The organism is Wolbachia endosymbiont (group A) of Epagoge grotiana (assembly GCF_947251775.1).
Classification (GTDB): domain Bacteria; phylum Pseudomonadota; class Alphaproteobacteria; order Rickettsiales; family Anaplasmataceae; genus Wolbachia; species Wolbachia pipientis.
The window spans coordinates 1,179,795-1,193,058 of the sequence record NZ_OX366387.1; the positions used below are offsets into that span (position 1 = coordinate 1,179,795).

Sequence of the window (13,264 nt, forward strand, 5' to 3'; positions counted from 1 at the left end):
TACGTAAAAACTCCTTTATAATTAGTAAAAATTAATTTGAATTAATACAAATGTCAACGACAGGCCTTGAGCCTGTTAAAATCTTCTTCAGCGTGGTATGATGACCGAGTTAGTGGGCTTGATGCAACCACTAGGAACCCTTTGGAGTAAGCGATATATTTATAATGCTCAAACTCTTCTGGGGTAACATATCTATCAAGTTTTGCATGTTTTGGAGTTGGTTGTAGATATTGACCAATTGTAATAAAATCAACCTCAGCACTGCGCAAATCGTCCATAACCTGAAATATTTCCTCTTTTGTTTCTCCAAGACCAACCATAAGCCCCGACTTTGTGAAAACTTTAGGATTAATCTGCTTTACCATCTTCAGCAAATATAGTGAATGAAAATAGCGAGCTCGTGGTCTTATTTTTGCATACAATCTCGGCACTGTTTCAATATTGTGGTTATAGACATCAGGTGATGCAACAGCGATTGCTTCAAATGCTCCTTTCTTATTTAAAAAATCAGGAGTTAAAATCTCTATTGTTGTTTCTGAAGTTATCTTTCTAATTTCTTCTATGCACTGTATAAACTGATTTGCGCCACCATCTGGCAAATCATCACGATCAACGGAAGTAATGACAACATGTTTTAAGTTTAACTTTTTTATCGCTTTTGCTAAATTTTCTGGCTCATGAGGGTCTAGTTTATCAGGAATGCCAGTTGCAACGTTGCAAAATGCACAAGCACGAGTGCAAACAGAACCAAGAATCATCACAGTAGCATGACGTTTATTCCAACATTCACCAATATTTGGACATGCAGCCTCTTCGCACACTGTATGCAAGTTATGCAGTTTAACGATGTTTAAGGTCTCATTGAATACTTCACCGGTCGGAGCTTTTGCTCTCAGCCATGGAGGCTTACTATGCATCTGAAACTGCTAACTCTACCTCTTGCTTTACTAAAACTTTTTTCAACCTTCTTTTTATCTTCTGCGCTTTCTCACTTAGTTTAATCGTTCTTGTGTTGAGCAAAAAAGCATCTAAATCACCTTTGTAATCTATAGTTCTCAAAGTTCTTGTTGCCACACGAAATCTAAACTTTTTATTCAATATATCACTTGTTAACGTAACCTTATGTAAATTTAAAAGAAAGGTACGCTTTGTTTTACGATTCGAATGTGATACCTTATTACCAAAAGATTTTTTTCTATTTGTTAATTCACAAACTCTACTCACTTCAATATACCAAATTATTCTATGTACTTAGATTACCTTATATAGTCAAATAGTCAATACTCTCTTGCTTAATTTTTATACCATATACTGCTTTATAACCAAAAAATATCGTAATTTTTTCTATTATAAGAGAAATCATATGCTGAATTTCCAATGCTTTGCTGCCATTTGTTACTACCAGATGCAACACACCCGAATTTATATTCTGTGCATATGAGATCTTTTTCGGTTTTGTACACTCTGCTATTTCTTTCCCTACTATATTTCGCCAGTTTAAAATAAGACGTATTTCATTTTTACTAATCTTATTTTTCATGCATTTTAATGCATAGTTTTCAATTATAGACTTTAATTTTTTTGGACCGCTACGTTTGAGCATTTTTCTGTTTTTTTAGTAGGTAGATAATATAAAAGTATACATATAACTTGAGATTTTGTCATTACTGCTACATGTTTGTGAGATACCGTGACGGTATGACCATAATCGTCACTCCGCAACGCATATTGCATAGTCGTCATTCCGCGGCGTGTTCGCGGAATCTAGCTCTGGTCACGCTACTTAGATGACAACCTGCTAACTGCTTTACAAACCTCTAGCCTCACACCGTAAAAGCAGTATTTTTATGCAAAACTTATCTCAACGTAGCACTTGTCAAGATCGTTCCATTCAAAAATTTTTGTTTTGCCTCATAATTAACCTTATAGCTGTTTTAATTGTAATTAGTTAAATTATTATTAACTTGCCAGGCTAGATCCAAAAAATAGCATAATCAATATGCAAATTGTAATAGAAATCACGTTTGCGTATGGTTTATTGCTATGCGGTTAATCTTTCCTCAATCCAAGCTGCTTGAATAGCTTCGAGTATTTTTTCGTTACAGCGTTTTTCATCATCATCAAATTCCTCTAAACTCAAGACCTTTTTTTTAAGCTCAGTGAATCTGATACTAATTATATTCTCATTTGGAAATTTTTCCTCCAGAGCTTCCACAATATCTTCTATATCAAGCCATTTCATACTTTTTTGTATTTATCTGCTAAGTTAAATTGGTGCCCATGGGGAGACTTGAACTCCCAAGGTCGCAAAACCCACGGATTTTAAGTCCGCTGCGTCTACCGATTCCGCCACACGGGCTTTTTTTATCTATCTAGAGTAAAACTCTACTACTAAATTGACTTCCATGTCTGCTGAATAAGGAACCTCAGAATATTGAGGTGACCTCAAATACTTCACTGAATGCTCTTTACTATCTGCTTCTAAATAATCCGGAGCCTTGCGCTCTTGTTTTTGTTCAGCCTCTACTACTACAGGGATTTTTGCTGCCCTTTCTCTTATTTTTATTATATCACCTGGCTTCACTCGATAACTCGATATGTTAACCACCTTATCATTAACTGTAACGTGCTTGTGAGATATGAGCTGCTTTGCTGAGTAAATTGTTGGAACAAGACCAGAGTGGTATAAAACAGAACTTAATCTCGATTCTAAGATACCGATAAAATTATCAGCCGTATAACCCTTTCTGTTATAAGCATCTAAAAATGTACGTCTGAGCTGCTTACTTGAAATCGCATAGTAAAACTTAAATTTCTTATGCGCAGCAAACTGCTTACCAAAGTCGGATAACTTCTTGAATCCAAGAATACCATGTTGACCTGGAGGGTATTTCCTTTTGTTTACTGGGTCTTTAGCTCTACCCCATAAATTTACACCAAGTCTACGGCTAATCCTATACTTTCTAGTGATAACAGTTGTCATATAAAAACTCTCACGATTTAACTTTAGATTATTAAGGATTTTAGCACTCAGTGTCAACTTGTTTTTGCTGATATAATCTTTTATACTTCATTTTTAAGTTTTTCTATTAACACATGAATCATTCACATTTAAAATCTATGGCAAACGCCATCCGTTTTTTATCAATTGATGCAGTACAAAAAGCAAACTCTGGACACCCAGGTATGCCACTTGGCATGGCAGATGTTGCAACTGTTTTGTTTGCTAAATATCTGAATCATAATCCTGATGATTCTAAATGGTTCAATAGAGATCGCTTTGTTTTATCAAACGGTCATGGGTCAATGTTACTATATTCAATATTATATTTGACAGGTTATATCGGTATAGATGAGCTAAAAAACTTTAGGCAAATGAGATCCAAGACCCCAGGTCATCCAGAGTTTGGCTTGACTTCCGGAGTAGAGGCAACAACAGGCCCGCTCGGTCAGGGGTTTGCCACTGCTGTTGGCATGGCACTTGCTGAATCGATTCTTAAAGAACAATTTGGAGATAGCTTAATTAATCACTACACTTACGTGATGCTAGGGGATGGCTGTCTTATGGAAGGAATAAGCCATGAAGCAGCATCACTTGCTGGGCATCTTAAATTGAATAAGCTTATAGCTCTTTTTGATGATAATGATATTTCTATAGATGGCGCTACTTGCCTTTCCTGTTCTGAAGATGTAGAGAAACGCTTCTTAGCGTATGGATGGAATGTTGACAAAATTGATGGCCATGATTTTGATGCCATATCCCTTGCAATAGAGCAAGCAAAAAAGTCTGATAAACCTACAATGATCTGCTGCAAAACTATTATCGGAAAATTTTCAAGCCGTGCTGGCACATCCTCTGCTCACAGTGGTGCTTTTTCGGAGGAAGACATAAAACAGATGAGAGAGAAATTAAACTGGAATTATGAACCATTCCATGTACCAGAAGATGTGAAAAATGCCTGGAAGAAAACTGTTGAGAGAGCAAAACAAAACTACATGATGTCATTCCAGCGCGTGACCAGGAAAGAAGAAAAAGAATGGATCCCAGTGTCAAGCACTGGGATGACAGAAGAGAATGCTGGGATGACAGGGTATCATGCAGAACTTCAAAGACGGTTAGATAAACATCTACCAGATAATATCGCTGGTGTTTTAGCTGACCTGAAGAAACAAATATGTGAGCTAATGCCAAACGAAGCTACTCGATCTTCTTTCGGCAGAGTAATGGAACTTTTAACTGAGTCTATGCCGGAATTAATCGGCGGTTCTGCTGATCTTACTGGGTCAAATTGCACTAAATATAAGCACATGCAGGTAATAAATAGCAATAATTATAGTGGCTCTTATGTCCACTATGGAGTGAGAGAGCACGCTATGGCAGCTTGTATGAATGGTATGGCACTTCACGGCGCGATTCTTCCTTATGGCGGCACTTTTTTGGTATTTTCCGACTATTGTCGTCCTGCTATACGTCTTTCAGCTCTGATGAAGCAGCAGGTTATGTATGTCATGACTCACGACTCAATTGGAGTGGGAGAAGATGGCCCAACTCATCAGCCAATAGAGCATTTAGCCTCTTTGCGTGCTATACCAAATCTATATGTTTTTAGGCCAGCCGATGCAGTTGAAACTCTAGAGTGTGTTAGCATTGCACTCGAAAAAAAAGAATCACCTGCACTGTTTGCGCTCTCAAGGCAAAACGTAAGTTACATGCGCAAGTTCTACTCTGATATCGATCAATCTGCTAATTTATCGAAGTTTGGTACATATATTTTGTGTGAATGTTCAAAAGAATTAAAAGTGACGATATTTGCTACGGGGTCCGAGGTTGAAATTGCAGTTGAAGCAAGGGAGAAATTGCAGGAAAAGGGTATAGGTACAAGGATTGTTTCTATGCCATGCTGGAGGCTTTTTGACGAGCAAAGCGATGAATATAAAGCGGCAATATTAAATAATGACAGCATTAAAGTTGCAATTGAAGCCGGAAGTGAAATGGGTTGGCATAAATACATAGGTTCAAACGGTATATTTATTGGCATGAAAAGCTTCGGAGAATCAGCACCTTATAAAACACTCTATGAGCATTTTAATATCAGTGCTGATCACGTAGTAAAATGTGTGTGTGAGAAACTGGTTTATATTCAGTAGACTTCTTGCATAACCATATGAAAGCCCACTCTTCTTTGTCATTCCAGCGCGTGACGTTATTTCCATCCAAGATGGTGTCATTCCAGTGCTCCTTTTTTTGTCATCCCAGTGCGTGACACTGGGATCTAGCCTTTATTATTTGGTTGAAATTAAGTCTTCTGGATCCCAATGTCAGCTACTTTCATGACATCATCATAAAGTAAAATGAGATCCCAGTGTCAAGCACTGGGATGACACCTTTTCCGGTAGAAGATCACTATCAAATCACATTGCTCTGGTCATTATGATCACCATTATTTTGTTCAACTGATTGATCGACCCCAGGTGAAGAAGAATCATCATAAGGTTGTGTGTCAGACTTTTCTTCGTCAGACCCAAACAACCATGAAAAAAAACCACCAAAAAATGATGCAACTAATGAAAAAGGCTTCATAAGTATACTAAACAAACTACCAAAAAAGAGCTCGGCTGTTCTTCTGTTTGTGCAGGTTCTGTGGAAGCAACAGGACCTACATCGTTGTCTTGTACATCAGTTCCTTGTTCTGCACTGGTGGTGCTGGTTTGTCCTCCCTTATTTTGTGTAGATCCAGTAGGTTGACTACCGTTGCTTACACCAGTTCCTTGTTCTGCACTGGTGGTGCTGGTTTTTTCCCCTTCTTTGCTATTATCTGATTGTAGTTCAGTATCATCACCTACTCGTTTTTCTTCCTCTTGACCCCCTTCACTATCTGTCGATGATCCACCCGCTGAACCATCATCAGATTTTTCTGCTGGTTGCAATAGAGTTTTTATTCCTTCATCAGTGGCTAATTTGAAAGGAGTATTTCCATCTTCATTTTCTATATTAACATCTGCTCCTTTTTCTATTAAGAATTTTACTGTTTCCGCAGAGGCGTTTGCTGGACGATATGCATAACCCATAAACATTTTATTTTTTGTAGTAAAATGTAAAGGAGTCCATAGATCGTTATCTTGTATATTAACATTCGCTCCTTTTTCTAATAAAAGTTCTGCTATATCCGTATAACCTTCTCTAGCAGCCCAATGCAAAAGAGTATGTCCATATGAATCTACTGCATCAGCATTTGCTCCCTTGTTTAATAAAGCTTTAACTATATCTTTATGGCTACTATTGTAATTATATTCCATCATACTCTGAAGAAGTGATTCCATTACTGTATCAACCTTTGCTCCACTATTTAATAAAACTTCAGTTGCATCTTTATGACCATAGAAAGCAGCTTTAAACAAAGGAACCATTCCATTTTTATCTGCTATATTAACATCTGCTCCTGCTTTTATTAGGGCGTCTACTATTTCTTTATGGCCACTTGCAGCAGCTTCAAATAAAGGAACCATTCCTTCTTTATCTGCTATATTAACATCTGCTCCTGCTTTTATTAGGGCGTCTACTATTTCTTTATGGCCACTTGCAGCACTTACTATTACCCACAAATAAAAACATAGTATTGTATTTACTCAAATAATTTAATTTTATTAACCTGAAAGCTTATTAGATTAAAATTATTAAACTAAGAGTTATAATTTTAGCAACTAAAAGCTGTAAATTGCACCATATAAACAGTTATTTCAAGCAAAAGTTATGCCATTAAGAGCTATGCAACAAACATTTATATTTGTGGGTAATAGTAAGCTTGCAGCAGCTTCATGTAAAGGAGTTTTTCCATTGCTGTCTATTGAATTAACGTTTACTTTTTTACTTAATAGAATTTAAACTTCCTTATAATTATCACTTTGAACGGCTGAATACAAAGCTTCGATATCCTTTTGCGTTTCTTCTAGAATTTTTACTATATGTTGCCTGCCTTGTTGAGAGGCAAGCTTTAAAGGAATGCTGTCAGTATTATCTAGTGGAGTAACACAAATTCCTTTTGCTTCTAATAGAACTGTTACTATTTTCTTATCGTAACTTTTAGCAGCTTCATGTAAAGCAGTCCTTCCATTTTCATTTGCTATATTAACATTGATCCCTTTTGCTTCTAATAGAGCTTCTATTATACTTGTATCGAGTGGTTGCGTTTTGTTGGCTTTTTCAACAGCAACATGTAAAAGAGCGCGTCCATTTTCAGACTGTGCATTAACATCTGCTTTGTTATCAATTAAAAGCGAGACCATATCTTTGTCTCCTTTGACAATAGCATGCCGTAAAGGAGTAAATCTGTTTCCATCTAAAGCATTAACATCTGCTCCTTCACTTATTAGACGCTTTAATCCATCAATATCACCTCTTTTAACAGCCTCAAATAAAGCAGCATTTTGTGGAACTTGGCTTTCTTCTTCATCATTTTGCAATACTGGACTAGCATCATCAGATTCTTCTGCGGGTTGCAATAGAGTTTTTATTCCGTCATCACCGGCTAAATTTAAGGGAGTATTTTCCCCTTCATCTTTTGCATTAACATTTGCCCCTTTTTCCAATAGATCTTTTACTATCTCTGCATGGCCATTTTCAGCAGCCCGATGTAAAGGAGTCTTTCCATTTTGATCTGTTATATTAACACTTGCCCCTTTGTCCAATAGGGCTTCTACTACCTCTTTATGGCCATGTGCAGCAGCAAAATGTAAAGGAGTACCTTCATATTTATCTTGTGCATTAACATCGATCCCATTTACTTTCAGTAGGGCTTCTACTACTTCTTGATGGCCCTCTTCAGCAGCCCTATGTAAAGGAGTGCTGTTATGTTCATCTATTGCATTAACATTTGCCCTATTATTTAGTAAAACTTCTACTACCTCTTTACGGCCCTCTTCAGCAGCTCGATGTAGAGGAGTCATATTTGCAAATCCTACTGCATTAACATTTGCCCCATTATCCAATAGATCTTTTACTATCTCTGCATAGCCATTTCCAGCAGCATAATGTAAAAGAGTGTTGTTATGTACATCTACTGCATTAACATCTGCTCCTTCACTTATTAGACGGTTTACTGCATCAATATCACCTCTTTCAACAGCCTTAAAAAAATTATCTCTACTTTGTGAACTACTCATCCTACACCTCTTTGTAAAACTATATTGTTATAATAAAGCCGTTAATAATCTATGAGCTCTCACCCCCTGTAAAATTATATTATCATGATAAAGTCATTAATAACCCATGAGCTCTGGATCACGCAAATAATGGTTATTCCCTGTGTTTTTCAGTACATTTGAGCTGGCTGTACATAAGAATTGCAATTGTAGAGCATGCTATTGTTAATAGTAAATTTGGTAAAATACCATAGCGAAAAAATTTTCCTACTATATATATTCCAATAGCCCCAAACATCATATTGCAGAATGAGAGAACTGCACTACCAAGCCCTATACCTTTGATCGTTTCTAAAGCAGAAGTTACGTTATTGCTTATTATTAATGCAAGTCCGATATTGGCTGGAATCCAGGCGACTTGAAGAATTAATATATTCAACTTGTCCGCGAAATAAAAATATACCAATAAACTATCGGATATTATCGGTAACACCAAACCTATTATTAGCATTTTGCTAACCCCTACTTTTGGTACATACCTTCTATTAATTAAAGTTCCAATTATGTAGAATATGACTATGATCGATATGAGGTAGCCAAAATACTGTACTTCAATGCCCATCGATTCAAATATGAACGGGTAGTTAGCAATGTATGCCCAAAGCCACATGAAAGTTAATCCATGAATGGCTGAAAACCCAAGGAAACGATAATTTCTAAATATTGATATATATTGCTTGAAGATATTAGTAGTTATGTTAGTTATACTGGTTTCATTTTTATTTACAGTGAGTGTTTCTTGTAACTTAAAGTAGATAAAAATAAGTATAGCAATTGCTGCAAGTGATATAATAAAAAACAAAAATTTCCAATGATACCCATGTGAAATTATATAACTGCCCACCACTGGAGCTATTCCAGGTGAGAGTGCCACAACCATATTTAATTTTGAAATGACTCTCGAGTATTCACTACCCGAGTACATATCCCTTATTGCTGCATACCCAACAACACCTGCAACACCAGCCCCTGTTCCTTGTATGAAGCGAATTAGTATCAAGAGCGCAATGCTGTCGGCTATATAACACATGACACTTGCCAAAGTAAAAATTGTCATACCAATCAGCATCATTGGACGCCTACCATAATGGTCCGATAATGGACCATAAATTAATCCAGACACCGCAAATCCAACTAGATTCAAGCTAATTGTAAGCTGCACTACACTGCCTTCTACTTTAAAATAATTGGCAATGCTTGGTAGTGCAACTGAGTATAGGTCAGTTGCCATATCGACAATTGCTACAGACAATATCATAATAAGAGAGATGATATTTTGCGAAAGAGCTGTTTTCACTTAATGATTTATTGGTAAATATACTTAATTATAATGTATTTTTTTCATTAGTATAAGTACAATGTTACATAGTAAACGATGTCATTCGAGTAGCGGACACTGAAATCTTAAGCTAAAATCATGAAAAGCACGAATTTCAATATCTTACCTTTGATTATTCACTTTAAGCTTTAAGTCTTCAACAGAAGATGCATTTGCCTCACTTACTACCTTTAGTGGTTCACCAAGGCTATGTTCCACTTTTGTCTCAAATTTAAAGCCCAATTTTTCGCAAAGCTTCTGAAAATATTCAACAATAACATCAAACAAATTCTTACCACTTACTTTGTAGTTTTTTAGCTCTTTAGGAATGGTAAGAAGTACTTTACCATCTTCATATGTTACATTTTTATCTTCACATTTCAGTTTAAACTCCGCTGAACTGCAAAAACCTGGTGTTTCGATATATGTATAATCATCATAGTTAAGCATTTTTGTATATTTCATGCTAAAACTAAACTTTATACAATTGGGTTCACGACAATCCATAATATACTCTCTTGTCATACAGTTGCCTTGCGTTGACAAATGAAAAGATCCAAGAGCTTGATTCATATCATTAGGAAGAAAATGAGTATATCCGCCCTGATAATAGTTATTTATTAACTCCTCAATAATAGAGTTATTGGGAATTGTTGCACCAACGTGTTTAAACATTTCTGTAAAAATTTGTCTGAGAAATGGACGATAATTCCCTTTTCCGTTTTCATCCCGTAGAATTAGATTTTTATGGTTTGAATACAGATTGTTAATAAATTCGTTAGTTATTTTTTGTCCGTTAATAGCAAGGCCGTGTGTTCTATTAAGATCCTTATATGTTCCCTCACCAGAAATTACTTCGTCCCAAGTGTTAGCTTTGAAATCAGCATATTTGAGCTTCTTCACTTCAGCTTTCAACGCATTGACCATTTCCTTTGACATGTTATATCTCTACCATTAATACCTGTATATTAATTCTAGCACTTACTTTATTAAATTTCAATTACTAAATGAATTTATCACTTTCACTTCCGTATTTTCCAGCGAGTCACCGTAAGCATACGCGTCAAGTTAAGGAAATAAAGGTATGAAAGAGATAGAATAATAAGGTATAAGTTCTCCCAGATATACTTTTAGTGAGAGAACCAATGAATAAAATAACTTGCTTATCAAAAAAGCTCAAAGAATTTTTTAATGAAAAAGCAGAGAAAATCTCAATTACAACAAGGTTTATAAAAAGAAAGAGAAAGCTAAAAGGTTCATCATTCGTAAAAGCCATGGTCTTGGGTAATATAGGAGTTGATAATTGTAGCGTAGAAACAATGTGTCAATTACTAAACGAGGACTCGATAGATATAACAAAACAAGGTTTGGATTTTAGATTTACTGAAGAAGCAGTGGAATTTATGAAAAGGATGTATAATGAATCTGTGATTCTCTTTAAAAATATCTTGCAAGTTGATTGCAAAATCTTACAGCAATTTAATAGTGTTAAATTATTGGACAGTAGCTATATTACTCTACCTAACAGTATGGAAGAGATGTATAAAGGTTATGGTACTAGCTACAGTGGCTATGAAAGCAATACTAAGTCTGGAATAAAGTTACAATTAGTTTTCGACTACATGAATCAGATAATAGACCAACTTAATTTAACGGAGGGGGTAAGATCAGACCAGGGATATAGGAAACATTTAAGTAATATATTAAGCAATGATTTGCTAATATCTGATCTCGGTTATTTTGTGCCAAGTTCTTTTAAACAAATCAATGAAATAGGAGCTTATTTCATAAGTCGTTATAAATCCGATACCAACATATATGATGTAGAAACAAATCAAAAAATGGAGTTATTAGAATGTTTAGAGGATAAGTTATTTTTAGAAAACGAGGTATTGTTAGGAAAAGAAGCAAAAATTAGAGTAAGAATTATATGTCAGAAACTAACTGAAGAACAGTCTATGGCCAGAAGAAGGAAAGCTAATAGATTAGCAAGATCGCAGGGATATACATCCTCTAAAAGAAATCAAAAATTGTTGAACTGGTCAATATTTATAACTAATGTTCCAGAAAATAAAATTAGTGCTGAGCAAGTATTAACGATTTACAGAGTAAGGTGGCAAATTGAGTTATTATTTAAATTGTATAAAAGCCATATCAGGCTTGATAAGCTAAAAGGAAAGCCATGCAGAGTATTATGTGAACTATATGCTAAATTGTGCGCAATTCTTATATTTCACGGCATAGTTGGTTGCACAGAAGTGAAAAAGAATACAGAACTTAGCTTAACAAAGGCATTTATTGAGCTAAAAAGGCGGGTTAGAGAGTTATTTTTAGTATTAACCAAAATTAATAGTTTAAAAGCATTTCTTAAAAAACTCACTATAACTTGGTCGCGATTTTCATTAAAAGACAAACGTAGAAGGGCTAGAGTATCCACTTTAACCTCTCTAAATTTGCTCACAATCTCTTAACTTGACGCGTATGGCAACACGAGCAGTGCCATAGATAATTGGAATTGTTCTGCCATAGGTTGAGGTTTGAACTTGCAGATTTTTTAGCCTCGCACCATGCGTTACTTTTTGCTCGGCATCAAGGCCAAACATCGCACCATCAAGCTGCGCACCAAGAAGAGCACCGAGTTCTGAGCCGATAATCTGGCCAATTGGCCCAAAAATGCTGCCTGCTTGACCAAAAATTGATGATAAAATTATTGTAGACATAATGATCCTCCTTTTTGTTTCTATAGCTAATGTAGGCTCTACGTCATGCCGCAGCGGATAGATCCCGCTAACAAGCAGCGGGATGACGAGCTTATCGTTATGCCGCCGCGAACCGTCATACCGCGATTCATTCGCGGTATCTCTTAGCATAGATTCCGCTAACTAGTAGCGGAATGACGAATTTGTCATTTTACAGCCACTTGGATGACAATTTGCTACTAAATAGTAGCAAATTCAATAATTTACAATAAATAATTGAAGTTTTTAATTAAGAAAAGCACATGATGTAGCTATAATCATTGTAAGCAACAATGAAAAAGTACGGAAGTGAAAAATTACCACTCTCATGGCAATCACTTCACCAGCGGCAAAGTGATACCATGCTGATTCATATATTTTCCTTTCATATCATCATATGATTTCTCGCATTCACTTTCGCCGCTTAAAAATACGAATTGGCATGCGCCTTCATTAGCGTAAATTTTCGCAGGAAGCGGAGTGGTGTTTGAGAATTCGAGTGTGACATGACCTTCCCATCCAGGTTCTAAGGGAGTAACGTTTACTATAATTCCACACCTTGCGTAAGTTGATTTACCAACACAAATGACCAGTACATTCCTTGGTATACGAAAATATTCCACTGTACTTGCAAGTACGAAACTATTTGGTGGAATTATGCATACATCTGTTTCCTTATCTATAAAACTATTCTCAGAAAAATTTTTAGGGTCCACGATAGCTGAATTAACGTTAGTAAAAATTTTAAATTTATTATCCACTCTTGCATCGTAACCATAAGATGATAGTCCGAAAGATATAACACCTTTGCTGCTTTTGTGATTCACAAAAGGCTCTATCATTCCAAAATTTTCAGCTTTTTCTCTTATCCATTTATCTGGCATAACTGCCATAATTGCCCCTTAAAGTTGTGTAATACTTACAATAATATAAAATAAAATTTAAATGTAAACTGTAGCTTTTGTCATGCAATTAAAGCTTTTCAGTTTGATTTTTGTTATAATAATTA

14 protein-coding genes and 1 tRNA gene are annotated in these 13,264 nt (G+C 35.7%); 2 read left to right on the top strand and 13 right to left on the bottom strand.

Annotated elements, in window-relative coordinates; translation table 11 throughout:
- Positions 1-53: 53 nt before the first annotated feature.
- The 6 genes from lipA to rpsD all read right to left on the bottom strand — a co-directional run bounded on the left by lipA (position 54) and on the right by rpsD (position 2,983).
- A complete protein-coding gene (gene lipA, locus OPR50_RS05480; protein ID WP_264339352.1) occupies positions 54-917 on the bottom strand; it encodes a lipoyl synthase in 864 nt (287 codons plus the stop codon).
- Positions 910-1,224 (bottom strand): 50S ribosomal protein L28, encoded by a 315-nt coding sequence (gene rpmB / locus OPR50_RS05485; protein ID WP_006279619.1) that lies wholly within the window; start codon positions 1,222-1,224, stop codon positions 910-912. The genes lipA and rpmB overlap by 8 nt, the downstream gene beginning before the upstream one ends.
- A gap of 37 nt (positions 1,225-1,261) precedes the next feature.
- Positions 1,262-1,603: a DUF721 domain-containing protein gene (locus OPR50_RS05490; RefSeq protein WP_010082513.1), complete on the bottom strand. Its 342-nt coding sequence runs from the start codon at positions 1,601-1,603 to the stop codon at positions 1,262-1,264.
- A 438-nt stretch (positions 1,604-2,041) separates the two neighbouring features.
- Positions 2,042-2,242 carry a Fe-S cluster assembly protein IscX gene (iscX, locus tag OPR50_RS05495; RefSeq protein WP_007552114.1) on the bottom strand — a complete coding sequence of 67 codons (201 nt, stop codon included), beginning with the start codon at positions 2,240-2,242 and terminating at the stop codon, positions 2,042-2,044.
- Between the two features lie 30 nt (positions 2,243-2,272).
- Positions 2,273-2,359 (bottom strand) — tRNA-Leu (locus OPR50_RS05500).
- A 9-nt stretch (positions 2,360-2,368) separates the two neighbouring features.
- A complete protein-coding gene (gene rpsD / locus OPR50_RS05505; RefSeq protein WP_010962555.1) occupies positions 2,369-2,983 on the bottom strand; it encodes a 30S ribosomal protein S4 in 615 nt (204 codons plus the stop codon).
- A 113-nt stretch (positions 2,984-3,096) separates the two neighbouring features.
- Here rpsD and tkt point away from each other — a divergent pair, with 113 nt between their 5' ends.
- Positions 3,097-5,148, top strand: a complete 2,052-nt coding sequence (gene tkt, locus OPR50_RS05510; RefSeq protein WP_265023902.1) for a transketolase — start codon at positions 3,097-3,099, stop codon at positions 5,146-5,148.
- A 259-nt stretch (positions 5,149-5,407) separates the two neighbouring features.
- Here tkt and OPR50_RS05515 read toward each other — a convergent pair whose 3' ends face one another.
- The 5 genes from OPR50_RS05515 to OPR50_RS05535 all read right to left on the bottom strand — a co-directional run bounded on the left by OPR50_RS05515 (position 5,408) and on the right by OPR50_RS05535 (position 10,456).
- Positions 5,408-5,581 carry a hypothetical protein gene (locus tag OPR50_RS05515; protein WP_265023903.1) on the bottom strand — a complete coding sequence of 58 codons (174 nt, stop codon included), beginning with the start codon at positions 5,579-5,581 and terminating at the stop codon, positions 5,408-5,410.
- Complete coding sequence (locus tag OPR50_RS05520) at positions 5,578-6,603, bottom strand: ankyrin repeat domain-containing protein (protein WP_265023904.1); 1,026 nt, start codon at positions 6,601-6,603, stop codon at positions 5,578-5,580. Before OPR50_RS05520 ends, OPR50_RS05515 begins: the two co-directional genes overlap by 4 nt.
- 276 nt (positions 6,604-6,879) lie before the next feature.
- Complete coding sequence (locus OPR50_RS05525; protein WP_265023905.1) at positions 6,880-8,160, bottom strand: ankyrin repeat domain-containing protein; 1,281 nt, start codon at positions 8,158-8,160, stop codon at positions 6,880-6,882.
- A gap of 133 nt (positions 8,161-8,293) precedes the next feature.
- The gene (locus OPR50_RS05530; protein WP_264339590.1) at positions 8,294-9,457 is read right to left on the bottom strand and encodes a multidrug effflux MFS transporter; all 1,164 of its coding nucleotides are present in this window, start codon (positions 9,455-9,457) and stop codon (positions 8,294-8,296) included.
- A 183-nt stretch (positions 9,458-9,640) separates the two neighbouring features.
- Positions 9,641-10,456, bottom strand: coding sequence for a hypothetical protein (locus OPR50_RS05535; protein ID WP_265023906.1), 816 nt, complete (start codon positions 10,454-10,456; stop codon positions 9,641-9,643).
- 206 nt (positions 10,457-10,662) lie between these two features.
- Here OPR50_RS05535 and OPR50_RS05540 point away from each other — a divergent pair, with 206 nt between their 5' ends.
- Positions 10,663-11,988: an IS4 family transposase gene (locus OPR50_RS05540; RefSeq protein ID WP_264339118.1), complete on the top strand. Its 1,326-nt coding sequence runs from the start codon at positions 10,663-10,665 to the stop codon at positions 11,986-11,988.
- Here the strand turns inward: OPR50_RS05540 and OPR50_RS05545 are convergent.
- Positions 11,965-12,237 (bottom strand): hypothetical protein, encoded by a 273-nt coding sequence (locus tag OPR50_RS05545; protein ID WP_265023907.1) that lies wholly within the window; start codon positions 12,235-12,237, stop codon positions 11,965-11,967. The two genes, OPR50_RS05540 and OPR50_RS05545, sit on opposite strands and share 24 nt — an antisense overlap.
- A gap of 353 nt (positions 12,238-12,590) precedes the next feature.
- Positions 12,591-13,148 carry a dCTP deaminase gene (gene dcd, locus OPR50_RS05550; protein ID WP_006280485.1) on the bottom strand — a complete coding sequence of 186 codons (558 nt, stop codon included), beginning with the start codon at positions 13,146-13,148 and terminating at the stop codon, positions 12,591-12,593.
- Between the last annotated feature and the right edge of the window lie 116 nt (positions 13,149-13,264).